We start from the raw sequence: 26,929 nt of genomic DNA on the forward strand, positions 1-26,929 counted from the left end.
CTCCCGGATACGTATCATTATTTGGTTCAATTCACCGCAAGTGCCCGGCAAGGCAGTATGGGTCTGTCCCGGTAAATCACCTCTTACCAGTTACCCATTCCAAGTCCCACTCCAGGTTAATTAAGCTGTAACCTTCGGTTGAGTCGCATGCGCTTTCTGTCAGGATGCGCGCCCGGAGCGGGCTACCATGCGGGTAGCGGCTTCCCGGCCGGAAGAGATTGACGTAGGAGGTCATCATGCCGGCTTACGAGAGATCGACGTGCTAGCGCCGAACGACCGAAGCACATTCCTGTCGACCTTGCCGGCTACGCGAAGCGATCGCAGGGCTGCGTTGGCGATCGTCGGTATCTCCGCGATCCTGTTCGCGCTGGCGGTTCCGTTTGCGGGCTTGCCGCTCGTACAGGTGCCGGCCTTCGTGGCGAGCTACCAGTCCGCGCTCGCGGTCAGCGACATCATCACCGCCGTTTTGCTGCTGTCGCAGTTCGCCGTCCTGCGCAGCCGCGCGCTGCTGCTGCTGTCGACCGGCTATCTGTTCACGGCGGGCGCCGCGATGACCCACGCCCTCACCTTCCCCGGGCTGTTCGCCCCGGCCGGATTGTTCGGTGCAGGCTCGCAGACCACCGTCTGGCTCTACATGATCTGGCACGCCGGTTTCCCGCTGTTCGTACTGGCCTACGCCTGGCTCAAGGACGGCAACGGCGGCAACAGGATTGCGGGCGCGACGGCTCCCGCGATCGCACTCTCCGTCGCCGGCGTGTTCGTCGCGTTGACCGTCTTCGCCTGGCTGGTGACTGCGCAGCACGGCCTGCTGCCGGTCCTGCTCAAGGACGGCCACTACACCCCCACCATGATCGGCGTGGTGTCGTTCGTGTGGTCCCTCAGCTTCGCAGCGCTGGTCACGCTGTGGTTTCGCAAACCGCACACGGTGATCGACATCTGGCTCATGGTCACGATGTGCGCGTGGCTGTTCGACATCGCGCTGTCGGCGATCGTCAACGTCGCGCGTTTCGACCTCGGCTTCTATGCCGGCCGGCTCTACGGCCTCGGTGCGTCGAGTTTCGTGCTCGCGGTGCTGCTCATCGAGAACGTCCGTCTCCAGGCGAACACGGCCGGCATGGTCGGCGCGCTGCAGCGGCAGTCGAGCTCGGAGCGGAACTATTATGCCGAGCGCGAGCGGCTGTTCAGCGCCGTCGTCGAGTCCTCCAACGACGCCATCATCACGAAGTCGCTCGACGGCATCATCACGTCCTGGAACAAGGCGGCCGAGCGCGTCTTCGGCTACTCCGCGAGCGAAGCGATCGGCCGCCAGGTCGATATCATCATGCCCGAGGGGCAGCGCGAGGAAGTCGCCGAAATGCTGGCCCGCACCCGCAACGGCGAGGTCATCGACCAGCACGAGACCGTGCGGCTGCACAAGAGCGGCCAGCCGATCGACGTCCTGCTGAGCCAGGTCCCGCTGCGATCGACCGACGGCAAGATCATCGGCGCCTCCAAGGTCGCCCGCGACATCACCGAGCGGAAGCGGGCGGAATCCGCCCTCAACCGCGAGATCGAGGAGCGCCAGCGCATCTTCGAGACCTCGCAGGACCTGATCCTCGTGACCGATGGTTACGGCAACTTCATCCAGATCAGCCCGAGCGTGAAGGACATCCTCGGGTACAAGCCGGAGGACATGATCGGGCACAGCGCCATCGAGTTCATTCACCCCGATGACCTCGACAACACCCGCAACGAGATGCGCGCGGCGCGGCGTGGCGCGGTCAAGCGCAGCTTCGAGGCGCGCTACTATCACTACGACGGTCACGAGGTGACGCTGAACTGGATGGGCACCTGGTCGGAACCGGTGAAGCGCCATTTCTTCATCGGCCGCGACCTCACCGAGAAGCAGGCCGCGGAGGCCCAGCTCAGGCAGGTCCAGAAAATGGACTCCATCGGCCAGCTGACCGGCGGCGTCGCCCACGATTTCAACAACGTGCTGACCGTCATCACCGGCACGATCGGCATCCTCGCGGACGCGGTGGCCGACCGTCCCGAGCTCGCCGCCATCACCAAGCTGATCGACGACGCCGCCGAGCGTGGCGCGCAACTGACCAAGCACCTGCTCGCCTTTGCCCGCAAGCAGCCGCTCCAGCCGCGCGAGATCGACGTCAATGCGCTCGCGCTCGAGGCCGCCAAGCTACTGCACCCGACCCTCGGCGAGCAGATCACCATCATGCCGCAGCTCACCGAGGATGCCTGGCCGACGCTGGTCGACCCGGGCCAGCTTTCCACCGCGATCCTCAATCTCGCGCTGAACGCGCGCGACGCCATGCCGGACGGCGGCACGCTGGTGCTGGAGACCCGCAATATCTTCCTCGACGACGGCTATGCCAGCATGAATCCCGACGTCGTCGCCGGCAGCTATGTAATGATCGCGGTCAGCGACACCGGCACCGGCATTCCACCGGACCTGGTGGAGCGGGTATTCGACCCGTTCTTCACCACCAAAGAGGTCGGCAAGGGAACCGGGCTCGGGCTCAGCATGGTGTTCGGCTTCGTCAAGCAGTCCGGCGGCCACATCAAGATCTACAGCGAGGAAGGCCACGGCACGAGCGTGAAGATCTACCTGCCGCGCTCGAGCGGCGTGCAGGAGACCGAGTACGAGTCGCTCCAGAACGTGCCCATCGCCGGCGGCGACGAGAAGATCCTGATCGTCGAGGACGACGCGCTGGTGCGCCAATATGTCGTGACCCAGATCAAGAGCCTCGGCTATGCCGCGCTCGAAGCCGCCAACGCGGCCGAAGCCCTCACCATCATCGATGCCGACAAGGGCATCGACCTGCTCTTCACCGACATCATCATGCCCGGCCACATGAACGGCCGCCAGCTCGCGGACGAGGCGGCGCGGCGGCGTCCCGACCTGAAGACGCTGTTCACCTCGGGCTACACCGAGAACGCCATCGTCCATCACGGCCGGCTCGATTCCGGCGTGCTGCTGCTGGCCAAGCCCTACCGCAAATCCGAGCTCGCCAAGATGCTCAGGACCGCGCTGGCGAGTTGAGCGCGCCACATCGGTGCGCTATCGCTGATGCCCGAAGCGCATGGAGTGCCGGCCTTGAAAAATCTGCTTACCGATATCGCCGGCGTCCGCGTCGGCCACGCCGAGGATCCGAAAGTCGCCTCGGGCACGACAGCGATCATCTTCGATGCCCCGGCGGTCGCAGCGATCGACGTCCGCGGCGGCGGCCCCGGCACGCGCGAGGATGCGTTGCTCGATCTTGCCAGCACACAAGAACGGGTCGATGCGATCGCGCTGTCCGGCGGCTCCGCCTTCGGGATCGAGGCCGGCGGCGGCGTGCAAGCCTGGCTCGCGGAACACGGCCGCGGTCTCAATATCCGCGGCGCGGTGATCCCGCTGGTGCCGGGTGCGATCATGTTCGACCTGCTCAACGGCGGCGACAAGGCTTGGGGGCGCTTCGCACCCTATCGCGATCTCGGTTACGCCGCAGCCGTGGCCGCAGGCCACGACTTCGCGCTGGGCAGCGTCGGCGCTGGCCTCGGCGCCACCACCGCGACCTTCAAGGGCGGGCTCGGCTCGGCCTCGGCGGTCCTCGCCAACGGCATCAAGGTCGCCGCCATCATGGTCGTCAACGCAGTCGGCAGCGCAACCGTCGGCGACGGACCGTGGTTCTGGGCGGCGCCGTTCGAGGAGAATGGCGAGTTCGGCGGGCGCGGCCTGCCGCCCAAATTCACGCCGGACATGCTGGCGATGCGCATCAAGGGCGGCCCCGCCGCGAGCGCGCGTGAGAACACCACGATCGGCCTCGTCGTCACCGACGCCACGCTGACCAAGGCCCAGGCCAAGCGGCTTGCGATGATCGCGCACACCGGATTTGCCCGCGCCATCTATCCGGTCCATGCACCGACCGACGGCGACGTGCTGTTTGCGGCTGCGACCTGTGAGAAGCCGATCGAGCCGCTGGTCGGCCTCACCGAGCTTGGCACGGTCGCCGCCAACGTGGTCGCGCGCGCGATCGCGCGCGGCGTGTACAGCGCCACGGCGCTGCCGTTCCCCGGCGCGCAGCCGGCGTGGAAGGATCGGTTCGGCGGGTAGTTAAACGCCCGTCACACATTAGGTGTCATCGCCCGGCGAAGACCGGGCGATCCAGTATTCCAGAGACGGTCGTGATTGGATCGGAAGGCCGCGGCGTACTGGACGCCCCGCTTTCGCGGGGCATGAACAGCGTCATTTGCCGAGAGATCGCTCTTAGCTCAGACGCTCATCGACATCGACGAGCCGGCGGTCGCTGAGGCACCCTGCCCCTGCCCGCCTTGCCGCTGCATCAACTGCGCGAACAGATCGTAGGCCGAATTGCGAGAGGAGCTGGAGGCGCCCGGGACCGTCGTCGACATCTTGAAGCCGTCGGCATAGGTGACGGTGGTGGTGGTCGAGCCATCGGCGGCGGTCGTCGTGGTCGAGGTCGATCCGCCGCTCGGCTTCGCGGAGGAATCCGAACCGTCGCCGGAGCCGCCGGCACCGTGGGCATGGCCGTGATGGCCGCTCTTCAGCGCCTTCGACATCTCATCCAGGCTGACGCTGCCGTCGGAATTCGTATCCATCTTCGAGAACACGTCGTCGGCCTGCGCGAGGTTGGTCCCGCCGGCCCCCAGCGCGTTCTCGAATTCGGACTTGGTGATCTTGCCGTCGCCGTCCCCATCGATCTGCGAGAACAGGTCCTTCAGCGCGGCGTCGCGGCTCGTCGGGGTTGAAGACGCCGAGCTCGACGAGGTCGAGCTGGCCGTGCTGCCGGTGCTGCTGGACGACTGGCTCTGCGCGGCGAACAGCGCATTCATCGTCTCCGGCGAGATCTGCGGAGTTTTGCCCGCATTGACCGACGAGGTCGCGCCGCTGGTCGTGCTGCTGCCGCTATCGATTGCGAACGGATTGATCGGCGCGTTCTGCGAAGACCCCGTCTTCTGGGTCGACGAGGACGATTTCGAGTTCGTCAGCGACTGGATCGCGTCGAGCGCGCTCGATACGGCACCAAGGGCAAACAACATTGCACAACTCCAACCGATGCGGCGCGCCGCAGCCAATGTTCTGCCGGTGATGTCAGCAAGCGTCGTGCCAGTGCAAAAAGCTCCAAAAAGCTCAATGAAATCCGCCTTCGCGACGCCTGGCGCGGCTCGGGAACACCGGCAATTCATGCCGATCGCGGCAGAAATTTCCGCCCACAGGAAGCACGTCACCCCTGCATTGCCCGGCTGAGAGGCCCATGTTAGGCGAGCATCATCTTTCACGGCCGCTACGGGACACCGCGCCATGACCCAAGCCTTCACTCCCCGCCCCCTGGCCATCGCGCCCTCGATCCTGGCCTCGGACTTCTCCAGGCTCGGCGAAGAGGTGCGCGCGGTGGATGCGGCCGGCGCCGACTGGATCCATCTCGACGTGATGGACGGTCATTTCGTTCCCAACATCTCCTACGGCCCCGACGTCATCAAGGCGATGCGCCCACACACCAAGAAGATCTTCGACGCGCATCTGATGATCTCGCCCTGCGACCCCTATCTCGAGGCCTTCGCCAAAGCCGGCTGTGACCACATCACCGTGCATGCGGAAGCCGGTCCCCATCTGCACCGCTCGCTCCAGGCGATCCGCGCGCTCGGCAAGAAAGCCGGCGTCTCGCTCAACCCGGGCACGCCGATCAGCGTGCTCGAATACGTCATCGACCTCGTCGACCTCGTGCTGGTGATGTCGGTCAATCCGGGCTTCGGCGGCCAGGCCTTCATCCCCTCCGCGATCGGCAAGATCCGCGACATCCGCGCGATGACGGCGGGACGTCCGATCGACATCGAGGTCGATGGCGGCGTCGGTCCCGATGTCGCGGGTCCCCTGGCCGCGGCGGGCGCCAACGCCTTCGTCGCCGGCACCTCCGTGTTCAAGGGCGGCACGCAGGAAGCGTACAAGACCAACATCGCCGCGATCCGCAACGCCGCCGCAGGCGCACGCGGCGAAGCGATCTGAGGCGCAAGCAAGCATTCGCTGAAAAGCTGCGGCTCTTGCGGGTGTTGCGACGCGCAATGCCTAAAATTGCAATCTTGATCCGTACTCCTCCGGACTTCCCTGATTCGTGCAAATCACCGCTAGTGATTCTTGCCTGTTTTCGCGGGAGCACATCATGACGACGACCCTGGTTTGGACTGGCGTGGCGTTGTGGCTTGGTTTCAGTGCGTTTGTTGTGTTCGGCCCATCGGCCGGACCGGTGAAGGTCCCGGCACGTTCGGCCCGCATCGTCCGTCGCGACTGGTACCGGGCCTGAGCCCATGCAGATCGCGCTCGTGAAGCGTCAAGCGAAGCGCAGGTGCCGCATCCCGCGGCGCCCGCATCCTGACCTCGACTATTTCTTCGGTCGGCTCGAACGCACCGAAGGCGAGAGGCGCGACGACACCGGGCCCGAGATGGCGGACCCGGATCACCCGCTCCGGTCACCGCGCCGGCATTGAATTCTTTTCTGGACCACGCCCGATGAAACCGCACTGCCCGAACTGCCTGAAGGAAATGACCAAGGCATCCGCGTCGCGTAACCTCTTCAATTGCGAGCCCTGCCGCGAGATCATCCAGTATTTCGGCGGCGGCGCGGATCACGGCGAGCCCGGCCCGCAATTCTGCTGGCCGATCCGCCGCAAGCGCTCCGTCCACGCCGCCCACGCGGCGTGATCTTTCCTAGCCCCACACGACGCCGGCGTCTGGTTTCGCCGTAGCCATCCGCGGCGGCCGCACCACAGTGACGGTGCAGGCCGCCTCCGAGGCCACCTTGGCCGAGACGCTGCCGAGCAGCGTGCGGCGGAACGAGCTCTGCCGCGCGCCGATGATGACGTGGTCGACCTGATTGACCTCGGCGAATTCCAGCAGCGCCGCGGCAGGGTCAACGGCCTCCAGCACGTGAACCGACAGCCGGCTCTCATCCAGCTTGAGCGGCGTCGCCCAATGCCGGAGCGCGACCAGGCGGTCGATATGCTTGTTGGAGCCCTGCTCGTCGAGCGTCCGGTCGATCGCGATGCGGTTGAGCTTGAGCACGTTGACGCAGGCAAGCCGCGCCGACGGCAGCGTCGCGAGAATGCGCTCGGTCGTCACGCGCAGTGCCTCGTTCAGCTCGCCCGCGCCTTCCACCGTGTCGAGCGCGACCGCGAGGATCGGGCTGGAGGCGATTTGCGCGGCGACGTCCGATTTCGCGCGCGGCGCCATGACGCCCAGGTTGAAGCGCCGCCGCAAGGCCACGCTTAACGGGTCGCGCTTCAGCCGTTCCGAACGCGCGGTGAGCTTGACCTGCTCCGGATGAGCGAGATCGAAGGCGAGCTGGGACGCGGTCGGATAGCGCCACACCGGCTCGATCTCGAGACAGCGCAGCACCACCTCCTGGAGCCAGGGCGGATAGTCCGCGCGCAATTCGCGCGGCGGGTGCGGATCGCGCCACAGCCGGCGGCGCATCGCGCGCAACGTCTCGCCCTCGCCGAAGGGACGCTCGCCGGTGGTGAAGAAATAGAGCAGCACGCCCAGCGAAAACAGATCGCTGCGCGGATCGTCGCGCACACCCAGCAACCGCTCGGGTGCCATGTAGGGCGCGGTGCCGTAAGGCAGGCGGAATTCTTCCTGCAACAGGTCCGGCAGATGGTTGTGGTGCGACAGGCCGTAGTCGATCAGGACCGCCTCGCCGCTATCGCGGAACATGATGCTGCTCGGCTTGATGTCGTGATGGATCACGTTCTGCCGGTGCAGATCGGCCAGCGCGGCGGCGATCTTCGCGACGAGCTGCCGCGCCTCCTCATATGGGAGCGGCAGGTCGGGCAGCCGCTTGTAGAGCGTGGTCCCGGGAATGCGTTCGATCACGGCGTAGGCCTGGTGCGCGAAGTCGCCTGTGCCGAAACACGAGGGCACGTGCGGCCCGGCGAGCCGCGGCAGTATCATCATCTCCATCTCGAACGAGACGATCGCGGCGGGGTCCTCGCCCTCCGACACCCGCGGAATCTTCATCAGCAGCGGCACGTCGATGCCGGGATGGGTGACGGTCCACAGCGTCGCCATGCCGCCGGCATGGACGCAGTCGCCGATGGTGTAGCCGTCGATCTCGGCGCCTGATTTGACCAGGGGTTGCCGCATCGGCCTCTAGCGTCCCTGCGACAGCCGGTCGGCGAGCCAGGGCGGCAGGCCGTTCTCGCGAATCTTGTTCGCCGCGCTCGCGATGTCATAGGGCGCGCGGCAATAGGTGATCTGGCACGACACGGTGTCGAACAGCACGAAGGCTGCGGATGGATCGCCGTCGCGAGGCTGGCCCACCGAGCCCAGCACGGCCAGCCATTGCCGCCCGCGCAGCAGCGGCACGGAAACGTCGGTCTTGGGCACGAGGCTCGTCATCTTCGCCGTCACCGACATCGAATAGAGCGCCGGGCGATGGATGTGGCCGCAGAAGGTGACATGGGCGGGCGTCGATATCAGGCTCTTGGCGGCATCCGCCGTCGAACGGACATAGTGCCAGCGCTGCGGGCTCGAGGCCTCCGAGTGGACGTAAAGGCGCTCCTTCTCATCCACCAGCATCGGCAGTTCGGCGAGGAACCGCCGCTGCGCGACGTCGAGCCGCCCGCGCGTCCATTCGATCGCGATCTGCGCCTCCGCATTCATGGTTTCGGTCGTGGTGTTGACCGCCTCGTCATGATTGCCGCGGACGGCGATGGCGCCGTCCCGGACCAGACCCATCACGGTATCCACGACCCACTCCGGATCGGCGCCATAGCCGACGAAATCGCCGAGCAGGACGAACCGCTCCGCGCCCTTCGCGCGGGCAACCTTCAGGCAGGCCTCGAACGCCTGCCGGTTGCCGTGGATATCCGAGAAGACAGCGAGAAGCACGCACCCTCCACCCCAAAGGCCTTATCGGAAGCCGATAAGGCCAAATTGAGGGACGTCAAGAAGATGCGCCAGTGCGGGTGCGTTTTCCAGCGGGCCCCTGTCGCGATGGTGAAGAGCCTATTGCTCGTCCTTCGGCGGCATCCGGGGCGGCGGAATCGGGGTGAACACCGCGCCTTGCGCGCCGGCGGGTGGTGCCAGGAATTCGCCGGTCGAGGAATCGCCGCCACTAGTCTCCAGAATGGTCCTGGGCGTCACATATTCCCGGACCATGTCGATCAGACTGCCATCGCCGCCGCCGAAATCGGCGGCGCGGCCGCCTTGCGGATGTCCCAGCGCGATCTCGTTCTCCGCCGCATGGGTCTTGTCGGCGAGCCTGTCATTGTAGGGCACACGAAAGGCGCGCGGGATGCCGCTCGGCCGATTGTCCTCATCGAGCTGCTCGACCCAGAGATAGATCGAGCCGGGATCGCCTTCCAGCGAATGCGGCTCGACGATGCGGGCCTTCAGCAGCTTGAAGGTCGCCGGCAGCCGGTCGGAACTGGCCCAGCCCAGCAGCCCGCGCATCTCGGTAAAGCTGACGACATAGAAGGCGCTGGTCACGACCACCGCGACGGCCTTCAACGACCAGTGCAGCCGCGCATAGACCAGCACGACCAGCAGCAGCGCGCCGATAACGGCGTAGGCGACCGATAGCGTGAGGATGACCGTCTGCGGGCTAGTCACGGCGCACCCTCACAGCGTTCTTGCTCACCCCCGTCCGCGGGTCGAGATCGGCGCCGTTGCGCCAACTGCTGCGGAACGTCTCCAGCAGCGATTTCGGCCGCTGGTCCACATTGACGACCTTTCCCTCCGCGTCGAGCCGGAACCGCACCGCGGTCTTCTCGTCGCCGGTGTGATCGAGCGTGAACTTGTTGTCGAAGACCACCTGCGCGGTCGGATTGAGCTTCTGCACCTTCACATTGGCCTGGACCGGTTCGCCGGTCGTCGCCACGAAATGTGAAACGTTGACAGTGTATTCGCCGGCGAGGATGCCGCGCACCGTGACGATCTCCTCGCGGATCGGCGAGGCGATCTTCTTGCCGTTGACCATGATGAAGTCGTTGGCTCCGCCCCGGTCGTCGCGATCGAGCGTGAGGAAGCCGGCTTCGCGGTGGCGATACCAGGCGATGTTGCCTGCGGGATCCTGCACGAACAGGTCGAGATCGTCTGGATGGCTGTCCGGCCAGTCCAGCGTGATCATGAACTCGGCCTTGGAGTCGATCTTGCCGTCCTTGGCATCGGGCGACACCGCGAGGAGTGCGAGGAAGAACAGGAAGGCGATCACCTGGAGCGCCTTGAACAGCATCACGCCCAGCGGATCGAACGGCTCCTCGCGCGGATAGAGACCAAAGTCATCCATCATGACGCGGTTCCAGCGCCTTTGCGTTCCAGCACCGGCGTCACATAGGTCTCGGTCAGCACCACCGCATCCGAGAACACCCGCTGGGTCGCGGCATCCAGCATGTAATACTGGATGCGGACCAGGATCGAGCCGACGAGGCCCGCCAGCGTCGTGTACATCGCGACTGCCATGCCATCGCTCATCAGCCCCATCGAGGAGCGCATCGCGACCTTGTCGGCGGCATCCAGCCCCGCGATCGGCGCCAGCATGATGATGAAGCCGATGATGGTTCCGAGCAGGCCGAGCTTCATCAGCGTGTCCGAGACGAAGGCACCGAACCCGTTGGAGCCGCGCAGCCGGTCGGCCAGCGTTCGCAGCAGCAGCGTCTGGTCGACCGCCCGGTAGTCCTGCGCAGACGCTTTCGCCACGAGGCTCTCGATGTGGTCCCGCACCAGCCCGCGTGGCAGCGCGGCCGCGCTGCCGTCGAGCGCCTTGCTGCCCCCGGGCGCCGCGAGCACCGCCCGGCACCGCCGTGCTGCCGCGCCTTCACGGGCGATCGCCCGTGTCCGCAGGAAGCAGTGGCCGCAGGTGACGACATAGAGCAGCGCGATCACGCTGGAAATGTAGGTGCGGTCCGAGGTCAGCATCAGACGGATCAGGCCGAAGCGCCACAGCAGCACGACGGCGAAGATCGACAGCCCGGTGAAGATCATCCAGAACAGCAGCGCGCTGCGCTCGGATGGGTCGGCAGCAGACCCCGAGATCGGTCCAATCGTCATCGAACTCATGCTGCACCGCTCCTGGCTTGCAGGGATTGGCTTGCAGGGATTGGCCTGCAACGATTCCACCCCGATTAGATCAAAGCCGCCGCGCGCGGTCCAAAGAGCCATGCCCAATCCGGCTTGGGAAATTTGCCCGAGCTGCAATCCGGCCCAAACCCTGCAATTGGCAAGGCGCGGCGGCGTTGTTAGGCTGACCTTACCAAACGTTGAGGGTGATCGCATGCGCCTCGTGCTTCAGCTTGTCGCCCGTCTGCTTCTCATCGTCGCGCTCTGCCTTGGCGCTGCGACCGTCTGGGCCACGTTCGACGCCTATCGCAGCGTCGACCGGGCGACCGCGGCCTCGGCGCAGCGGGTCGCGCAGGCGCTTCAGGCGCTGTACTGGCACGAGTTCTTGTTGCGCAGCAGCAGAACGCGCGAGCAGCTCTTGCCGGTTCCGGAGTGGCGCACCCTGGAGACTATGAAGCTGATCTCGCCCGGTGTCTGCGTCGAGTTCCAGCCGGCGATCGCATTCGAAAGGCCGCTCTGCGGCCAGAGCGTGGGGCTAGGCAAGACGCCGCCGGACTGGTTCATCGCGATCGTACCGATCTTCCTCGGCAGCCACGCCGAAGTGATAAGGCCCGTCAGTCCCCGCGCAGCAGCCGCCGGAACGGTCGTCGCGACGCCGGATGCCGCGGCGGCCATCTCGCTTGCCTGGGAGTATCTCCTCAACGTGGTCGATGTCGCGCTTCTGATGGCGGCGGCGATCGCGCTGCTGGCGTCGCTCGCCATCGCGCACGCGCTGGCGCCGGCGCGCACCATCGTCACCGCGCTCCAGCGCATGGCGCGGGGCCAGTATCGCACGAAACTGCCGCGCTTCCGCTCCATGGAGCTGGCGATGATCGGCAGCGCCGTCGGCGAGCTCGGCGGCCGGCTGGAGGAAGCCACCGAACAGCGCGCGGCGCTGACAAGGCGCCTGATCGAGATCCGTGACGACGAACGCCGCGCGCTCGCCCGCGAGCTGCACGACGAGTTCGGCCAAAATCTCTCCGCCATCCTCGCCTTTGCCAACACGATCGAGACGGCAAGCGCGAAGCAGAGCAAGGATAGCGGAATCGCGCAGGACGCGCGCATGATCTCGCAGGCCACCCATCATCTGATGGCCTCGCTGCGCGATGCGCTCAAACGCCTGCGCAATCCCCTGCCCGAGGAGCTTGGGCTCGAGGCCAGCCTGGTCAATTTGGTGGACAGCTGGCGCTCGCAAAGCGCAGCGCGGCCGACCATCCGGCTCGATCTCAAGGGCGACCTCACCGACATCAGCGGCCCGGCCGCCACCACCGCCTATCGCGTGGCGCAGGAATGCCTGACCAACGCACTGCGCCACAGCTCGGCGCGCGAAATCTCCCTGCGCATCGAGCGGCGCGCCGGTGACGACGACGCGTTGCTGATCCGTGTCGAGGACGACGGAGGCGGCGACGCGACACGCGTGGCGCAGTCGGCCGGCTTCGGCCTCACCGGCATCCGCGAGCGGGTCGCGGCGGCCGGCGGATCGCTCTCGATCCTGCCTGCGCGAGGAGGCCTCAGCGTCGCCGCCACCATCCCGCTCGCCGCGTGAGGCCGACATGAGCGAGGTCGCGGCAACAGGCATCTCCGTGCTGCTGGTCGACGATCATCCGATCGTGCGGCAAGGCTACCGCCGCGTGCTGGAGAGTCAGGGCGATCTCCATGTCGTGGCGGAGGCCGACAACGCGGCCGACGCCTACGGCGCCTTCAAGGCGCACGACCCTGATGTCGTCTTGCTGGACATCTCGATGCCCGGCGCGAGCGGGCTGGAGGCGATCCGCAACATCCGCGCGCGCAGCCCGCGGGCGCGCATCCTCGTCTTCACCATGCACAACGAAGCCGTGCTGGTGAAAGCCGCCTTCAGTGCCGGCGCGAGCGGCTTCGTCACCAAGAGCAGCGAACCCTCCGCGGTCGTCACCGCGATCCGCAGCGTTGCGCGCGGCGAGCGTGCCATGAGCGACGACATCGCGCATATCCTGGCCGAGGACAGCCTGTCGGCCGGCTCGGCGCTGGACCAACTGGGTGAGCGCGAAATCGAGATCCTGCACCAATTCGCCGGCGGCGCGACGACCGAGCAGATTGCCGCGCATCTCAATCTCAGCGTCAAGACGGTGCAGAACTATCACTATCTGATCAAGACCAAGACCGGCGCGCGCACCGACGCGCAGCTCGTGCGGCTGGCCGCGAGCTGCGGGCTGACTCGGATCTAGAGCTTGGTGGCTGGACGCCATCTGGTTCCGGCCGGCCGCCCCAACGAAGGTCTCCAGTCGCTCTCAGATTGTGCTAGGCTCGATCGTCTTCGAAGCCGCCCTCGTTCCCGTTGTATGTTTCGCACAACAACAGGAGACGCTTCCATGAACATCAGGGACAGTCTTCTTGCCGCATTGATCGCCTTCAACGTTGTCGCGAGCGGAACCACCGAAAGCGCAGCAGCCGAGGCGAAAGACCAGATCACCATTCTTTACGACGCCTTCGGCACAAATGACGCGATGACAAAGGACTGGGGTTTTTCCGCCCTTGTCGAAGTCGCGGGAAAACGCATCCTGTTCGACACGGGTAACGACCCCGAAATCTTCGCGGCAAACGTGAAGGCCAGGGGTGTCAACCTCTCGGACCTCGACTTTGTCGTTCTTTCGCACCGCCACTCCGATCATATGGCGGGTCTGTCCTACGTCCTGAGCGTCAATCCGACCGTCAAGATCTACGCGCCCAGGGAAGGATTTGGCATCTACGGCTCTTCGCTGCCTTCCGGATTCTACCGGAAAGACGAGGCCCTGCCGCCGGAGATGCGGTACTACGGAGGTAAGCCCCCAGCGATGATCAAGTTCGGCTCGGCATGGGCCAACGCAAACTTCGAACTGATTGATCAAACGACAGAGATTGCTCCAGGCATCACGCTGATTTCGCTGATCTCCGACGCGCCCGGGACAAGAGAGCTCAAGGAGCTGTCTTTGGCCGTCAACACCGCAGAAGGCGTAGTCCTTCTGGTCGGTTGTTCGCACCCCGGGATCGAGCGCATTGTCGAAGCGGCGACCGGTATCAATCCCAGGATTCATCTCATCGCGGGCGGATTTCATCTGGTCGTGGCGCCTGACGATGCGATCGCGAAAGTCGTTACCGCTCTGAAGGACAGGTTCAAGGTCGACGCCGTAGCACCGGGACATTGCACCGGTGAGCCGACTTTTGCCGCGCTCAAGAAGGCGTTCGGCGACAGCTATCTCTATGCCGGCCTCGGCACGTCGATTCCGGTTGGAACGAATGGGAATGCCAGACGCGGGGAAGGTCCGACGCTGGACGACCTCAAGACATATCGGAAACTGGCCGGGCGCGAAGACCCGTTCGGCATCTTGCGGTCGCGCAGCCAGCGGTCGGGATCCGCGCTCTAGCGCGCGCAGTTCGCGCCTTTATCCAGCGCTTGAGGCGAGCGGAATGGAACCGACACCGTCGCGCTTTGGTTAGCAGCAGAGTGAAGGAGTTGCGCCATGAGTAAGGCCACGCACCGAACGGTCGTCGATCCTCCGCTACTCACCGTGGGCGAGCTCATCGACGAACTCTGCCGCTTGCCGGATACGGCAGTCGTCCACTTCCGCTGCCCCGCACTCGATCAGGAGCTTACATTCTATCGCATTCGGAAGCGGTCAAAGGACGCTGTCGAAATCGCGGTGAACACATATCCGGAGAGCCCGCCGGTAGTCCCATCCTCCAACGGAAGGCAATCGACCCGCTCGCCTCCCCTTCGCGAGGAAGCCCTGCTGCACAAGGCGAAAGGCTGAATCAGTGGTTAGACGCTTTGGCTGGAGCGTGTCGGCCTAGGCCGCCTTCAACCCGCGCAGCACCAGCGCCAGGGTCGCATCGACACGGGCGGGCAGATCGGCGTCCTTCCACTCGTCGGCATGGGCTGGATGGTGAAAGCGGACGGTGGCATCGAAGATAGCGCGGGCGGTGACCTTGACGTCGCCCACCTCGAACACGCCCTGCTTCACGCCGTCGGTCAGGATCGACGCGATCTGATCGATCATGGTGTCCTTGTGGCACTTGACGGCGGCGCAAGCCTCGCGCGCCAGTGTCAGATAGGTGTCGAACATCTCGGGATCGTCGAGCACGCGCGAACGCTTGGCGGCGAACAGCGTGCGCAGCCAGCGGTCGAGGCGCGCCGGCGCCGGCCCCTGCTCCTCTGCGATCGCCAGCAACGGCGCGTCGATGCGATCCAGCCAACGCTTGGCGACGGCCTCGCGCAGCGAGGCCTTGCTCGGGAAATGGCGATAGACGCTGCCGTGGCTCACATCGAGCGCACGAGCAACGTCAACCACGGTGGCCTTGGCGAGTCCGTAGCGCCGCAGAACGTCCTCGGTGACTTCGAGGATCCGCTCCGGCGTCAAGATCACGACTTCATTCATGCCAGCACCATGTTCCCGTTGAGGGCTCAGTTACCCGGCGATGGAGCTGCTTCCGAAGCGCCCGTGCCGGTCGTTTCGGAAAGCTCTCGCCTTAATGAGGCAGTTTTGCAGCCTGCGCCGCGATCTGGCGCGCGACCAGTAAATTGAGCCAATGCCCAATCGTCCCGGTGAAGTTGATGATTTCGGTCGTCATTTTCTTAAGTCTCCATTCGTCCACGGTCCCCACCGCTGAATTACGTCCCGCGATCCGCAAGTGTTTCGGACCTCGGGCTCCCCGGGCGGGTCACCACGGGACGCCCAATTGGAACTTCCGAGAAGGGATATACACGTCTCGCTGACAGATTTCAATATCTGTCAGTCAATGATCCGTGATTGACACTTAATTTTTGTGGGCGGCGTCTCCTCCGCTTGGGCCGGTCGGGGGCGGTGGATAGCTCGCCGATCCCCCTCGCCCGGGGTCCAGATCGTTTGTTTCGCCCTGCCCGCTCTGCTAGATCACGGCGTAAAAAGCATTTTGGCCGGTCGCCGCCCCCCCTGGGCCGCCCGCCCACCTTCCTGGAGCAGTCTGATGATCCCCCGCTATACCCGCCCGGAAATGGCCTCGATCTGGGAGCCGCAGACCCGGTTCAAGATCTGGTTCGAGATCGAGGCGCACGCGGCGGACGCCCTCGCCGAGCTCGGGACTATCCCCAAGGAGGCCGCCAAGACGGTCTGGGCCAAGGCCAAGGACGCCACTTTCGACGTCGCCCGCATCGATGAGATCGAGCGCGAGACCAAGCACGACGTCATCGCCTTCCTGACCCACCTTGCCGAAATCGTCGGCCCCGAGGCGCGCTTCGTGCACCAGGGCATGACCTCGTCCGACGTGCTCGACACCTGCCTCAACGTCCAGCTCACCCGCGCCGCCGACCTCCTGCTCGCCGATCTCGACAAGGTGCTGGCGGCGCTCAAGAAGCGCGCCTTCGAGCACAAGATGACGCCGACCATCGGCCGCAGCCACGGCATCCACGCCGAGCCTGTGACCTTCGGCCTCAAGCTCGCTTATGCCTATGCCGAATTCACCCGCGCCAAGGAGCGCCTGATCGCGGCACGCAAGGAAGTCGCGACCTGCGCCATCTCCGGCGCCGTCGGCACCTTCGCCCAGATCGACCCGCGCGTCGAAGAGCACGTCGCCAAGGCGATGGGCCTCGTCCCCGAGCCGATCTCCACCCAGGTCATCCCGCGCGACCGCCACGCGATGTATTTCTCGACGCTTGGCGTGATCGCCTCCTCAGTCGAGCGCATTGCCGTGGAGATCCGCCACATGCAGCGCACCGAGGTGCTTGAGGCCGAGGAGTTCTTCTCGGAAGGCCAGAAGGGCTCGTCGGCGATGCCGCACAAGCGCAACCCGGTGCTGTCGGAAAACCTCACCGGCCTTTCCCGCATGGTCCGCGCCTACGTGACGCCGGCGCTGGAAAACGTCGTGCTCTGGCACGAGCGCGACATCTCGCACTCCTCCGCGGAGCGCATGATGGGCCCGGATGCGACCGTGACGTTGGACTTCGCGCTGGTGCGCCTCGCCGGCCTGATCGACAAGCTGCTGGTGTACCCCGCCAACATGCAGAAGAACCTCGACCGCCTCGGCGGCCTCGTGCATTCGCAGCGCGTGCTGCTGGCGCTGACCCAGAAGGGTGCAAGCCGCGAGGACGCCTACAAGCTGGTGCAGCGCAACGCGATGCCGGTCTGGCGCGGCGAAGGCGACTTCCTCCAGCTCCTGAAGAAGGACACTGAAGTGAAGAAATATCTCACCGACGCCGAGATCGAGGAGCAGTTCGACCTTGGCTATCACCTCAAGCATGTCGACACGATCTTCAAGCGCGTGTTCGGCGAGAGCTGAGCGCGCGTCCGCAGAAACTGTAAGGTGGTTAGCCGAAGGCATAACCCACCATTCCTCGTGACACGGCGGTGGGTTACGCTACGCTGACCCACCCCACGAACAAGAAACGGATCTCCTCATGCCCATCGTCAACCGCGTTGCCGCCCTCTCCGACGAAATGGCCGCCTGGCGCCATGACTTCCATGAGAACCCGGAGCTGCTCTACGAGGTTCATCGCACCGCCGGCATCGTCGCCGATCGCTTGCGCGAATTCGGCTGCGACGAGGTGGTGACGGGTATCGGCCGGACCGGTGTCGTCGGCGTGATCCGCGGCCGCAAGTCGGCCTCCGGCAAGACCATTGGCCTCCGCGCCGACATGGACGCGCTGCCGATCATGGAGACGTCGGGCGTCGCCTACGCCTCCAAGGTTCCCGGCAAGATGCACGCCTGCGGCCATGACGGCCACACCGCCATGCTGCTCGGCGCCGCCAAATATCTCGCCGAGACGCGCAATTTCGACGGCACCGCCATCATGATCTTCCAGCCTGCGGAAGAAGGCGGCGGCGGCGGCAAGGCGATGGTCGAGGACGGCTTGATGACGCGCTGGAACATCCAGGAGGTCTACGGCATGCACAACATGCCGGGCCTGCCCGAGGGCCATTTCGCGACCACGCCCGGCGCGATGCTGGCCTCCTCCGACAACATCCAGATCATCGTCCACGGCAAGGGCGGCCACGCCGGCGCCGGTCCGCACAAATCCGTCGACAGCGTGCTGATCGGCTCGCAGATCGTCAACGCGCTGCAGTCGATCGTCGCGCGCAACGTCGATCCGCTGAAGTCCGCCGTCATCTCGATCACGCAATTCCACTCCGGCACGGCCTTCAACATCATCCCTGAAGTCGCCGAGCTCAGCGGCACCGTCCGCACGCTCGATCCTGAAGTGCGCGATCTCGTCGAGCGCCGCATCGGCGAGGTCGCCGAGAGCGTCGCCCGCGCCTATGGCGGCTCGGCCGAGACCAAGTACACGCGGATGTATCCGGTGACGATGAACCATGCGCGCGAGGCCGGCCTTGCCGCCGACGTCGCCCGCGACATCGTCGGTGCCGAGCGCGTCAACGACAAGTTCATCCCGATGATGGGCGCCGAGGACTTCTCGTTCATGCTGGAAGCTCGTCCCGGCGCGATGATCCTGGTCGGCATGGGCGACGGCAACGAGTGCCACCACCCGGCCTATGTCTTCAACGACAACATCCTCGGCCACGGCGCCTCCTACTGGGCGCGCCTGGTGGAGACGCGGATGCCGGCGGGCTAGCGCCGCTTCGCGGAAGCCGTGGCCCCGGCGACATTCGCGCCAAAGGGCCACGCCACGCGGAGCCCGTCATCGCGCCGCAGAGCGTTGACCCGTTGGCTCATCCGCCTCCAGCGGACGAGATGCGGTCTCGTCTGAGGCGAGAGGCAGGGTGAACTGGAAGAAGGCGCCCCGCGGCTCGTTTGCGCCGGCCCACATCCGCCCGCCATGTGCCTCGATGATCGAGCGGCAGATGGCGAGCCCCATCCCCATGCCGGTGGGCTTGGTAGTGTAGAAGGCTTCGAACAGCCGCTCCACGTTCTTCGGATCCAGCCCCGGACCGGAATCCCGCAAAGTGACGTGGACGCCGTCGGATGCATCCCGACCGGTGCTGATCAGCAACTCCCGTCCTCCCTCACCGACCGCGGCCATCGCCTCGATCGCGTTGACGATCAGGTTCAGCACCACTTGCTGAAGCTGAACCCGGTCGGCCTGAATCGGCGGCAAGCCCTCGACAAATTGCGTTCGCACCGAGACGCCGTTCTTGAACGCTTCGCTGCGCGTCAGCGCGATGACCTCGAGCACCGCCGGGTTGATCTCCAGAGTCTCCTTTTGCGGTGGCGCGTTCCTGATCAGCGCCCGGATCCGGCCGATGATGTCGCCGGCTCGCATGCCGTCACCGGTGATCCAGTCGAAGGTCTGTCGAACCCGCTCCAGATCCGGCGGTTGCGCTGCCAGCCAATTCAGCCCGGCCTCGGCGTTCGCCACGATCGCGGCGATCGGCTGGTTGACTTCATGGGCGATCGAAGCGGTCAGCTGCCCCATCGTGGTGACGCGATTGGCGTGCGCGAGCTCCATCAGCGCTTCACGGTAGCGCCGCTCGTGTTCGCGGCCTTCGGCTTCCGCCCGCTTGAGAGCCGTCAGATCAAGGACAAAGCCGACGCCATGATCCGTACCTTCTCCGAACATGGTCCCGCCGATCAGCACCGGCACACGGCTTCCGTCCTTTCGCACATACTCCTTCTCGAATGGCTGGGCCGTCCCGACCCGCTTCAGTTCCGTCACGGTCTGCACGTCGCGGTCGCGCCATTCCGGCGGCGTGAGGTCGGTCCGATGCAGGCGCCCCGCGGCGAGATCTTCCCGGTCGTACCCCACGATGCGCAGGAAGGCATCGTTGGCCTCGAGAATGCGCCCCTCGACCTCCCATATGATGATGCCGATGATGTTGGCATCGAACAGGCGCCTGATCTTGATATCCCGTGCCGCAACATCACTCTGGAGCTGGATGTTCTCCTCGGTCGCCTCTCTCCGCCGTTTCGCTTCGAGCCGCGCGAGCGCCAGCGCCGCTGCGGCCAGCGCGACGACGAGTACAACGGCGCCGGCGATCAGCCAGGTCCAGCGTTGCTCGAATGCTTCGGCGCGCGCCTCCCGGTCGGCGAGCCGAAAGCGCTCGTGATCCACCATCTGGTCGATCTGCGAGCGGACCTCGTCCATGCTGCGGATCATTGCCAGCGCGGCCAGCCCGGACGTGCCGGCCGTCTTCAGCAGCTGGTCGATCTCGCGCAGCGTGGCTGTAACGGTCAGCGCCAGATGTCCGGCCCGAAGGCCCTGCAACGGATCGTCCGCCACCAACATCTGCAGCGCCTGAGCCTCCCGCCGTACACTTTCGTCAGAGACGCCGTAGGCCTTGAGATAGGCGGGGTCGAGGGTCATGAGATACCCGCGCCTTTCAGTCTCCAGTTCCGCGACGATCGCCCGCAGCCGATCGAGCGTTTCGAGGACCTGGCGGCTATGCTCGATGAAGTGATGAGCTGCCTGCCGCTCCTGCCAATATTGCAGGCCGAGGAAGCTGGTCGCGGCAAACAGGGCCACAAGCACTGCGACCGCAAGGATCAGCGGACGAGCAAACCATCGCAGAGGCAGGGCCCGAACAGGAACGGACATTGACCGTGGGTCTTCGATGCTCGTGTGACCGCGCGTGTTCTGGTGCCGACGCCAGAGCATGATGGGACAATAGCACGGATAAGGAGGGCGGAAACCCGACATTCATCGGATACGCCGGAGGTCGGGCCGTGATGTCGCAGGGCTGCGGCTCCGTGCGTGTGCTATGAATGAATGCCCTTGGTTGATTCAAGGAGCATCATCATGGCACAGGGTGAAAACTCATTGAGCCATCCGGCGAGCCGCCGCAGTTTCATCAAGGGACTGGGGGCTGGTGCCGGGCTGACCGCGCTGCCGCGCTGGAGCTTTGCCGAGGATTCCGCTGCGACTAACGCCAACGCCGCGATCGACTGGAAGCAATTTGCAGGACAGACGATCGCGCTTTCGGGCGCGATCCATCCGTGGTCGAATGCGATCGCGCCGCTGTTGCCGGAGTTCACCATCCTCACCGGCATCAACGTCACCGTCGATTTCCAGCTGGAAACCACCTACCTCGGCGCGCTGCCGATCAGGCTCGCTCGCGGCAGTAGCACGCCCGACGTCTTCATGTTCACGACCTATGGCCAGGGCATCTCGAACGGATGGCTGGAGCCACTGAACGGCTATTATTCCATGAAGTCGCTGACCGACCTCGCCTGGTATGACGAGAGCGACCTGCTCAAGACGGCCCGAGCCTTCCCGCTGTGGTCGGACGGCGAACGGTACGCCGTCCCGATTACCTCAGAGGCGATGACCCTGTTCATCAACAGGGATGCGCTGGCAGCCAGGGACCAGCCGGTCCCCCAGACCTTCGACGAGCTGCTCGTCACCGCCAAGGCGGTCAAGACCAACGCGATGTCGGGGATCGCGATGCGGGCCCAGGCCGGCGGCAATTCCTCTCCACCGGCCATGGGCTTCGTGTTCTCCTACGGAGGAGCAATGGTCGAGCACAACAGGGTCGCGTTCGCGAGCCCGGAGGCAATCGCGGCCGTCGAGATGTACGGACAGCTGCTCAGTCAGGCCGGGCCTGCCGGCGTCGGCAGCTATGAATGGTACCACGTCCTGGACGACTTCCTGCAGGGGCGGACGGCCATGGCGATCGACAGCAGCAACTTCGCGACCGACATCTCCAATCCGGCGAAAAGCCGTGTCGCCAAGCAGGCCGGGTTTGCAACCTTTCCGCATCTCGCCGGTCGCGGACCCGTCCCCTTCATGTCGCACTGGCAAGCGTGCATCAATTCCAAATCGCGAAACAAGCGGGCGGCTTTCCTGTTCCTGCTCTGGGCGACGAGCAAGGCGACCTCGCTGCAGACGGCTGCAGCGGGGCTGGCGACGACACGCGTGTCGGCCTGGTCAAGCGAGGGCTTCAGGAAGGCGTTCGGTCCGCAGGCCGCCGAGGCGGCGCTGATCAATTTGCAGAATGCCGACGTCGACCGCGCCAAGGCGATTCTTTTCCATCCGCAATCGAGACCGATCCTGGACGCCTTCATGATCGGCGTGAATGAAGTGGTCAACGGGGCGAAATCGGCGAAGGATGCGATGACGGGCGCGGCCGAAAGGGCCAATGCGGCGATCCGCGGGTAGCGGCGAGGCGTCGCCCGATCGGAAGAGGTGGCCACGGCGGACAAGTCGCCGACTGCCGTTGCGCGGCGATTACCCCTCATACTGCAGCACGTGCATCCCGGCATTCCAGTCCGACACGAACATCAGCCCGTCGGGCCGGACATAGGCGTCGCAGGTCTTGGCCGCGAGCGCGACGTTCGGCCGGGGATCGATCAGCTTCTTCGGTACCGGCGGCACCCAATACGCGATCTCCTTCGGCGCAAACTGATCCCTGACGTCAAACACCCTGACGCCGGCATTGTTGTAGGTCGCGAAAATCGTCTCCTCGCTCTGGAAGGAGTCGGGGCGGTTCTCATGCAGATTATGCGGACCGAAGGTGCCCTTCGCACAGAAGTCGCGATCGCGTGGCGTCGGCAGCGTCGCGATCGGCACCGGATTTTGCGGCGCGCGCACGTCGAGCACGAATGTGTGAAACAGGCCCTTGGCGCATTGATCCGCATTGGCTTCATCCGCGACGATGGCGAGCTGACGCTTCGGCAGCGGCAGCGGCGTATGCGTGCCGCCGGCGAACGGCGGCGACCAGTTGATGTGCGAGAGCAGCTTCGGATTGGCGGGATCGCCGATGTCGTGGATGGTGAAGCCGCCGTCGCGCCAGGCGGCATAGCCGCGATCGCCCGCCGTGATCATGTGATGCAGTGCAAATCGCTTGCCCTTGGGCGTCGCCGGCTCGCCGGCCGCGCGGTTCATGCCCGGCAGCCACCATTTCGCAACGATCTCCGGCTTGGTGATGGTCTTGAGATCGACCACGCAAAGGATGTGGTCGGTGAAGCCGTCGAAATGCGCCGACACATAGGCATAGCGGCCGCCGGGCCACCACAGCCGGTTGATGCCGAAGCCCGGCATTTCGAGGAACGCGACCTCGCGCATCTCGCCCGGCTTCGAGATGTCGTGGATCGACAGGCCGGAGCGGAATTTCTTGGCCTTGGTGATGCTGTCGGCGAGCGAATTCTCGAAATAGCCGCGCATGCTGTCGTAGGACTGCATCGCGACGATGTTGGCGCCGTTCGCAAGCAGCAGCAGGTCTTCCGCCACCTGCAGATGGTGGGTGCGGGTGTATTGCCCGGCAGTGAAGAAATTGACCGGTTTCAGTGCGCGCGGATCGGACGCGTCTAGGATCGTCACGCCGTCGCTGAACATGTGCCCGACATAGACGTGCTGCCGGTTGAACATCACCTGCACGGTGTCGGGCCGGCCGCCGACATCGCTGTACGAGATATGCTTGATGCCCTTGCCGATGCCCTCCGGCGGAATGTCCGGCTCTGAAGCTGACGCGGACCTCGACCATCCCGATAGCGCGGCGGCTCCGAGCACACCCGACAATTGCTGAAGGTGACGGCGGCGCGAGACGTGAGGCATCGATTTCCCCCAATTTTTTGAGAGGATGATGCGCGCTCGCGGCGAGGCGCGCAAGCCTCGCGTGCCCTTGCCTACGCCTGCACCACCTCGTGCCGCATCACGAATGGATCGAGCAGCGTGTGCACCTCGCCAGCGACGAGTTCGCGCTGGTCTGCCGGCAGGCCCGCGAGCGTCACAGTGGCAATCGAGCCGTGGCTGCCATGCGCGCCGACCTTCACCTTGCAGTCGATGCCGCGCCCAGTGAGCGGCGACAGCACCTTGGCGAACACGCGCTGCGCGGCATCCCAGCGCAACTGTGGCTTGAACACCTTGCCGACGCCGGTCACCGGCATCGGATCGATCGGAATGACCTGCACCGGAACGGCCGCGCGCTCCGGCGTGCGCTCGCGCACCCAGGCTTCCAGCTCGCCCGGCTCGACCTTGGCGCCCGGCTTCAGCTGCACATAACCGACCGGCAATTCACCGGCATAGGCGTCGGGCTGGCCAACCACGGCGGCGAAGCCGACGGCGGGATGGCGAAACATGATCTCTTCGATCGGCGCCGGATCGATATTGTGCCCGCCGCGAATCACGAGATCCTTGGCGCGGCCGGTGATCCAGAGGTAGCCGTCGGCATCGAGACGGCCGAGGTCGCCGGAGTTGACCCAGACCTCGTCGACGAACGCGCCCTTGTTGTGCTCGTCGTTGAGATAGCCGCCGAACACGCCGGGCCCGGCCATAACGACGACGCCGATCTCATCGGCTGCGCAGTCGCGGATCAGCCGGCCGTCGGCATCGAGCTGCACGATGCGCACGCGCGCGTAAGGCATGGGAAGGCCGACCGAGCCGAGCCGGATCGGTCGCGACGGATAGGCTAGCGTATGCACGCTCGAGGTCTCGGTCATGCCGTAGACCTCGACCACCGGCAGCTTCAGCTTCTCCTGGATCGCCGAGCCCACGGCGACGGGAATCGCCGAGCCGCCGCCGGCGGCATATTTCAGGCAGGAGATGTCCGCATTGCCTGGCGGCACCGCAAGCGTGGCCGCCAGCACCGTCGGCACGCTCGACAGCGCCTCGGGCTTGAAGCGCTCCACCAGCCCCCAGATGTTCTTCACCGAATTCGGGTTGCGCCAGCCGCTCGGCGACAGCACGACCAATGAGCCGCCGGCGGACAGCGTCAGCAGCACCTGCGTCAGCGATCCCCCGACATGGAATAGCGGCATGCCGAACAGCATGTTGGCGCCGGGCTTCGACTTCAGCAGCAGATTGAGCGCCCAGGCCTGATAGACCTGATTGGCGTGGGTGTGCCGAACAAGCTTCGGCGTGCCGGTGGTGCCGCCGGTGTGGAAATAGGCAGCGATGTCGCTCCCCAGGATCTTGCGCCCGCTGATAAGCCGGTCGGACGGCTGCTGCTTGATCAAGTCGTTGAAGGCGAAGATGCCCTTGTCCGGATCGCCTCCGCCGAACACCTGCACGACCGCCTTGAGGTGTTTCAGCTGCGGGCGGATCTGCTCGACCTTCTGCCAGATGTCGGTGCCCGGCATCGGCCCGAGCGCAACCAGAACCTTGGTGTTCGCGGCCTCTAGGATCTCCGCGATCTGGTGCGGCTCGAGCAGCGGATTGACGGGATTGGCGATGCCCGCGGCCTCGGCGCCGAACAGCGTCACGAAGGCATCGGGCACCAGCGGCAGCATGAAGCTGACGACGTCGCCCTCCTCGACGCCGAGCGCGTGAAACATGTTGGCGGCCTGCGTGACGCGCGCGACGAAATCGCGATAGGTGACCATCACAGGCGTATCGGCCGGATCGGCATTTTGCAGGAACTGGATCGCTGCGCCGTCGGGATTACGCGCCGCACCGAGCCTGATGGCGTCATAGGTGCTCTCGGCCGCAACGCGATCGGCGTAAGGGACCTGCTCGAAGGCCCGGACCTCTGCGTCCGTCGCGAAGTCCGGATAGTCGTCGCCGATGAACCGATCGAGCGCGTGGATGCCCGCCATGGAATTCCGTCCTCCCTCAGATGCATTTCCCCGCCTCCTGTCTTTTGACATTTTGGTCGGCGAGGCCTCGGCCGATGGCCGGTCGAGCGCCGACAGAATGATGGATGATTGAGCGTTCGTCCATGGCCGAACGGCTACGGTCGTAGCACTCGTCTTCGTGGCCATTGAACCTCCCCGCCCGATCCGGGGACCAAGAACATGCATCGGACTCGCCTGCCAGCGTCCTGCCGCAAGACTCGAGGAAATCATGACCACGCCCCCGCGGGACCGCGTCACACGGCTGATTGTCGCGCTCGCCATCACCTCGGCGATCATGACTTCAGCGATCATGACTTCGGCGATCGTCCTGCCCCGCGCGGCGCGCGCCGAGGACAGCCAATTCGACAAGATGCGTGCCAGGATCGCTGCCTTCGTCGCCGACAAGATGGAGAAGCTGGGCGGCTCGCGCATTGTCTACAAGGTCGATACCGACGGCTTGCGCGAGAGCGTCGTCACGGATTTGCGCGACGATGTCTACAAGACCCTGCGCGAGGGCAAGATCGCCTTCTCCGGTCTTGCGATCCGCAACGCCGGCGTCGAGGTAAAGATCGCGGATGCCAGGGGCCGCGACCAGCTCACACGCAAGCTCGCGTCGGCCGCGGAGGGATTGCCATCGCATGCGCTCACGGTGACCGATGGCGGCGACGGACTGGTCAGGCTCGCGCCGACCGGTGCCGCATCCGCGGCCCGGCTGCGCGATCTCGTCGAAGATTCCATCGCCATGATCGAGCAGCGCCTCAAGGATGCCGGCATCAACCTCGCCGGCGTCCTGCCGGATGGCACCGATCGCATCCGCATTTTCATCCCGGGAATGATGGAGCCCGCCCGCGTAACCGCGGTCTTCGCCAGGAAGGTCAAGGTCAGCTTCCGCCTGATCGACCTCTCGATGCCGGCGGAGCAGGCGCAATCCGGCACGCCGCCCACGGGCACCGAAGTCCTGCCCGGCTTCAAGGACGAGCGCCATTACCTCGTCGCCAAGGACAGCGCGCTCGACGGCGACGACATCAGCTATGCCGGCCCGGGATTTGCCAGCGGCACGAAAGACCCGATCGCCTCGTTCCGCTTCAACGGCCGCGGGACGCGGCGCTTTGCCCACGTCACCGAGGAGAACATCGGAAGGCCCTTCGCCATCGTGCTCGACGGCAAGGTAATCTCCGCGCCCGTGATCCGCGAGCCCATCACCGGCGGCTCGGGCCAGATCTCCGGCAATTTCACCCTGGAGGAAGCCAATAGCGTCGCAATGCTGCTGCGCGCCGGCTCGCTGCCGGGGCACCTCGACCTCGTCGAGCAGCAGGTCGTGCAGCCCGCCGCCAAGCCGTAAGGCTGGTCGCGCTCCGCCCCCACCCCGTCGGGGCGTCACGGTCCACGACGCCGAAGCCCGCGCCC

24 protein-coding genes are annotated in these 26,929 nt (G+C 65.4%); 14 read left to right on the forward strand and 10 right to left on the reverse strand.

The annotated features are described in order from the left end of the window. Positions 1 to 187 precede the first annotated feature (187 nt). Positions 188 to 3,040, forward strand: a complete 2,853-nt coding sequence (locus AB7008_RS32525) for a PAS domain S-box protein (RefSeq protein ID WP_248878609.1) — start codon at positions 188 to 190, stop codon at positions 3,038 to 3,040. Positions 3,041 to 3,094: 54 nt separating this feature from the next. Further along, entirely contained in the window at positions 3,095 to 4,093 is a 999-nt protein-coding gene (locus AB7008_RS32530) for a P1 family peptidase (protein WP_441260119.1), read from the forward strand. 158 nt (positions 4,094 to 4,251) lie between these two features. On the opposite strand, the gene AB7008_RS32535 is transcribed toward AB7008_RS32530, so the two are convergent. After that, a complete protein-coding gene (locus AB7008_RS32535; protein WP_304490450.1) occupies positions 4,252 to 5,040 on the reverse strand; it encodes an EF-hand domain-containing protein in 789 nt (262 codons plus the stop codon). A 262-nt stretch (positions 5,041 to 5,302) separates the two neighbouring features. Here AB7008_RS32535 and rpe point away from each other — a divergent pair, with 262 nt between their 5' ends. The 4 genes from rpe to AB7008_RS32555 all read left to right on the forward strand — a co-directional run bounded on the left by rpe (position 5,303) and on the right by AB7008_RS32555 (position 6,697). Beyond that, positions 5,303 to 6,004: a ribulose-phosphate 3-epimerase gene (gene rpe / locus AB7008_RS32540; protein ID WP_028158459.1), complete on the forward strand. Its 702-nt coding sequence runs from the start codon at positions 5,303 to 5,305 to the stop codon at positions 6,002 to 6,004. 154 nt (positions 6,005 to 6,158) lie between these two features. Then, positions 6,159 to 6,299 (forward strand): hypothetical protein, encoded by a 141-nt coding sequence (locus AB7008_RS32545; RefSeq protein WP_167541699.1) that lies wholly within the window; start codon positions 6,159 to 6,161, stop codon positions 6,297 to 6,299. Between the two features lie 4 nt (positions 6,300 to 6,303). Further along, positions 6,304 to 6,483, forward strand: a complete 180-nt coding sequence (locus AB7008_RS32550; protein ID WP_028147458.1) for a hypothetical protein — start codon at positions 6,304 to 6,306, stop codon at positions 6,481 to 6,483. 22 nt (positions 6,484 to 6,505) lie between these two features. After that, positions 6,506 to 6,697 carry a hypothetical protein gene (locus AB7008_RS32555; RefSeq protein ID WP_014494175.1) on the forward strand — a complete coding sequence of 64 codons (192 nt, stop codon included), beginning with the start codon at positions 6,506 to 6,508 and terminating at the stop codon, positions 6,695 to 6,697. Positions 6,698 to 6,703: 6 nt separating this feature from the next. On the opposite strand, the gene AB7008_RS32560 is transcribed toward AB7008_RS32555, so the two are convergent. The 5 genes from AB7008_RS32560 to AB7008_RS32580 all read right to left on the reverse strand — a co-directional run bounded on the left by AB7008_RS32560 (position 6,704) and on the right by AB7008_RS32580 (position 11,053). Beyond that, positions 6,704 to 8,137, reverse strand: coding sequence for a serine/threonine protein kinase (locus AB7008_RS32560; protein WP_304490451.1), 1,434 nt, complete (start codon positions 8,135 to 8,137; stop codon positions 6,704 to 6,706). 6 nt (positions 8,138 to 8,143) lie between these two features. Continuing rightward, positions 8,144 to 8,884 carry a metallophosphoesterase family protein gene (locus AB7008_RS32565; RefSeq protein WP_304490452.1) on the reverse strand — a complete coding sequence of 247 codons (741 nt, stop codon included), beginning with the start codon at positions 8,882 to 8,884 and terminating at the stop codon, positions 8,144 to 8,146. A 117-nt stretch (positions 8,885 to 9,001) separates the two neighbouring features. Next, the gene (locus tag AB7008_RS32570) at positions 9,002 to 9,607 is read right to left on the reverse strand and encodes a hypothetical protein (RefSeq protein ID WP_304490453.1); all 606 of its coding nucleotides are present in this window, start codon (positions 9,605 to 9,607) and stop codon (positions 9,002 to 9,004) included. Next, positions 9,600 to 10,286, reverse strand: coding sequence for a hypothetical protein (locus AB7008_RS32575; RefSeq protein ID WP_028147462.1), 687 nt, complete (start codon positions 10,284 to 10,286; stop codon positions 9,600 to 9,602). The genes AB7008_RS32570 and AB7008_RS32575 overlap by 8 nt, the downstream gene beginning before the upstream one ends. Beyond that, positions 10,283 to 11,053, reverse strand: a complete 771-nt coding sequence (locus AB7008_RS32580) for a MotA/TolQ/ExbB proton channel family protein (protein ID WP_304490454.1) — start codon at positions 11,051 to 11,053, stop codon at positions 10,283 to 10,285. Before AB7008_RS32580 ends, AB7008_RS32575 begins: the two co-directional genes overlap by 4 nt. Before the next feature lie 214 nt (positions 11,054 to 11,267). Here AB7008_RS32580 and AB7008_RS32585 point away from each other — a divergent pair, with 214 nt between their 5' ends. The 4 genes from AB7008_RS32585 to AB7008_RS32600 all read left to right on the forward strand — a co-directional run bounded on the left by AB7008_RS32585 (position 11,268) and on the right by AB7008_RS32600 (position 14,859). Next, positions 11,268 to 12,638 carry a sensor histidine kinase gene (locus tag AB7008_RS32585; protein ID WP_304490455.1) on the forward strand — a complete coding sequence of 457 codons (1,371 nt, stop codon included), beginning with the start codon at positions 11,268 to 11,270 and terminating at the stop codon, positions 12,636 to 12,638. A gap of 7 nt (positions 12,639 to 12,645) precedes the next feature. Beyond that, a complete protein-coding gene (locus AB7008_RS32590; protein WP_441260120.1) occupies positions 12,646 to 13,296 on the forward strand; it encodes a response regulator in 651 nt (216 codons plus the stop codon). Positions 13,297 to 13,440: 144 nt separating this feature from the next. Beyond that, entirely contained in the window at positions 13,441 to 14,472 is a 1,032-nt protein-coding gene (locus AB7008_RS32595) for an MBL fold metallo-hydrolase (protein ID WP_304490456.1), read from the forward strand. A gap of 96 nt (positions 14,473 to 14,568) precedes the next feature. Next, a complete protein-coding gene (locus AB7008_RS32600; RefSeq protein WP_014494166.1) occupies positions 14,569 to 14,859 on the forward strand; it encodes a hypothetical protein in 291 nt (96 codons plus the stop codon). A 36-nt stretch (positions 14,860 to 14,895) separates the two neighbouring features. On the opposite strand, the gene AB7008_RS32605 is transcribed toward AB7008_RS32600, so the two are convergent. Beyond that, complete coding sequence (locus AB7008_RS32605) at positions 14,896 to 15,483, reverse strand: TetR family transcriptional regulator (RefSeq protein WP_441260121.1); 588 nt, start codon at positions 15,481 to 15,483, stop codon at positions 14,896 to 14,898. Between the two features lie 568 nt (positions 15,484 to 16,051). On the opposite strand from AB7008_RS32605, the gene purB reads away from it, so the two are divergent. Beyond that, a complete protein-coding gene (gene purB / locus AB7008_RS32610; RefSeq protein ID WP_028158449.1) occupies positions 16,052 to 17,359 on the forward strand; it encodes an adenylosuccinate lyase in 1,308 nt (435 codons plus the stop codon). Positions 17,360 to 17,477: 118 nt separating this feature from the next. Next, positions 17,478 to 18,650, forward strand: coding sequence for a M20 aminoacylase family protein (locus tag AB7008_RS32615; protein ID WP_041954871.1), 1,173 nt, complete (start codon positions 17,478 to 17,480; stop codon positions 18,648 to 18,650). A gap of 66 nt (positions 18,651 to 18,716) precedes the next feature. On the opposite strand, the gene AB7008_RS32620 is transcribed toward AB7008_RS32615, so the two are convergent. Continuing rightward, positions 18,717 to 20,570 (reverse strand): ATP-binding protein, encoded by a 1,854-nt coding sequence (locus AB7008_RS32620; RefSeq protein ID WP_369525493.1) that lies wholly within the window; start codon positions 20,568 to 20,570, stop codon positions 18,717 to 18,719. Positions 20,571 to 20,771: 201 nt separating this feature from the next. Between AB7008_RS32620 and AB7008_RS32625 the strand changes: the two genes are divergently transcribed. After that, positions 20,772 to 22,130: an extracellular solute-binding protein gene (locus AB7008_RS32625; RefSeq protein ID WP_028158446.1), complete on the forward strand. Its 1,359-nt coding sequence runs from the start codon at positions 20,772 to 20,774 to the stop codon at positions 22,128 to 22,130. 69 nt (positions 22,131 to 22,199) lie between these two features. Here the strand turns inward: AB7008_RS32625 and AB7008_RS32630 are convergent, their stop codons facing one another. After that, the gene (locus AB7008_RS32630) at positions 22,200 to 23,525 is read right to left on the reverse strand and encodes an LVIVD repeat-containing protein (RefSeq protein WP_304490457.1); all 1,326 of its coding nucleotides are present in this window, start codon (positions 23,523 to 23,525) and stop codon (positions 22,200 to 22,202) included. A gap of 71 nt (positions 23,526 to 23,596) precedes the next feature. Then, positions 23,597 to 25,504: an acyl-CoA synthetase gene (locus AB7008_RS32635; protein ID WP_304490458.1), complete on the reverse strand. Its 1,908-nt coding sequence runs from the start codon at positions 25,502 to 25,504 to the stop codon at positions 23,597 to 23,599. Between the two features lie 247 nt (positions 25,505 to 25,751). Between AB7008_RS32635 and AB7008_RS32640 the strand changes: the two genes are divergently transcribed. Then, complete coding sequence (locus AB7008_RS32640; protein WP_304490459.1) at positions 25,752 to 26,864, forward strand: SecDF P1 head subdomain-containing protein; 1,113 nt, start codon at positions 25,752 to 25,754, stop codon at positions 26,862 to 26,864. Positions 26,865 to 26,929 lie beyond the last annotated feature (65 nt).

It is taken from the genome of Bradyrhizobium sp. 521_C7_N1_3, assembly GCF_052075975.1.
Classification (GTDB): domain Bacteria; phylum Pseudomonadota; class Alphaproteobacteria; order Rhizobiales; family Xanthobacteraceae; genus Bradyrhizobium; species Bradyrhizobium japonicum.

Coding starts and splice junctions, on each gene's coding strand:
- AB7008_RS32525 (WP_248878609.1), top strand. CDS start 188: ATGCGGGTAGCGGCTTCCCGGCCGGAAGAGATTGACGTAGGAGGTCAT.
- AB7008_RS32535 (WP_304490450.1), bottom strand. CDS start 5,040: ATGTTGTTTGCCCTTGGTGCCGTATCGAGCGCGCTCGACGCGATCCAG.
- rpe (WP_028158459.1), top strand. CDS start 5,303: ATGACCCAAGCCTTCACTCCCCGCCCCCTGGCCATCGCGCCCTCGATC.
- AB7008_RS32545 (WP_167541699.1), top strand. CDS start 6,159: ATGACGACGACCCTGGTTTGGACTGGCGTGGCGTTGTGGCTTGGTTTC.
- AB7008_RS32550 (WP_028147458.1), top strand. CDS start 6,304: ATGCAGATCGCGCTCGTGAAGCGTCAAGCGAAGCGCAGGTGCCGCATC.
- AB7008_RS32555 (WP_014494175.1), top strand. CDS start 6,506: ATGAAACCGCACTGCCCGAACTGCCTGAAGGAAATGACCAAGGCATCC.
- AB7008_RS32560 (WP_304490451.1), bottom strand. CDS start 8,137: ATGCGGCAACCCCTGGTCAAATCAGGCGCCGAGATCGACGGCTACACC.
- AB7008_RS32575 (WP_028147462.1), bottom strand. CDS start 10,286: ATGATGGATGACTTTGGTCTCTATCCGCGCGAGGAGCCGTTCGATCCG.
- AB7008_RS32580 (WP_304490454.1), bottom strand. CDS start 11,053: ATGAGTTCGATGACGATTGGACCGATCTCGGGGTCTGCTGCCGACCCA.
- AB7008_RS32585 (WP_304490455.1), top strand. CDS start 11,268: ATGCGCCTCGTGCTTCAGCTTGTCGCCCGTCTGCTTCTCATCGTCGCG.
- AB7008_RS32590 (WP_441260120.1), top strand. CDS start 12,646: ATGAGCGAGGTCGCGGCAACAGGCATCTCCGTGCTGCTGGTCGACGAT.
- AB7008_RS32595 (WP_304490456.1), top strand. CDS start 13,441: ATGAACATCAGGGACAGTCTTCTTGCCGCATTGATCGCCTTCAACGTT.
- AB7008_RS32600 (WP_014494166.1), top strand. CDS start 14,569: ATGAGTAAGGCCACGCACCGAACGGTCGTCGATCCTCCGCTACTCACC.
- AB7008_RS32605 (WP_441260121.1), bottom strand. CDS start 15,483: ATGAATGAAGTCGTGATCTTGACGCCGGAGCGGATCCTCGAAGTCACC.
- purB (WP_028158449.1), top strand. CDS start 16,052: ATGATCCCCCGCTATACCCGCCCGGAAATGGCCTCGATCTGGGAGCCG.
- AB7008_RS32615 (WP_041954871.1), top strand. CDS start 17,478: ATGCCCATCGTCAACCGCGTTGCCGCCCTCTCCGACGAAATGGCCGCC.
- AB7008_RS32620 (WP_369525493.1), bottom strand. CDS start 20,570: ATGTCCGTTCCTGTTCGGGCCCTGCCTCTGCGATGGTTTGCTCGTCCG.
- AB7008_RS32625 (WP_028158446.1), top strand. CDS start 20,772: ATGGCACAGGGTGAAAACTCATTGAGCCATCCGGCGAGCCGCCGCAGT.
- AB7008_RS32630 (WP_304490457.1), bottom strand. CDS start 23,525: ATGCCTCACGTCTCGCGCCGCCGTCACCTTCAGCAATTGTCGGGTGTG.
- AB7008_RS32635 (WP_304490458.1), bottom strand. CDS start 25,504: ATGGCGGGCATCCACGCGCTCGATCGGTTCATCGGCGACGACTATCCG.
- AB7008_RS32640 (WP_304490459.1), top strand. CDS start 25,752: ATGACCACGCCCCCGCGGGACCGCGTCACACGGCTGATTGTCGCGCTC.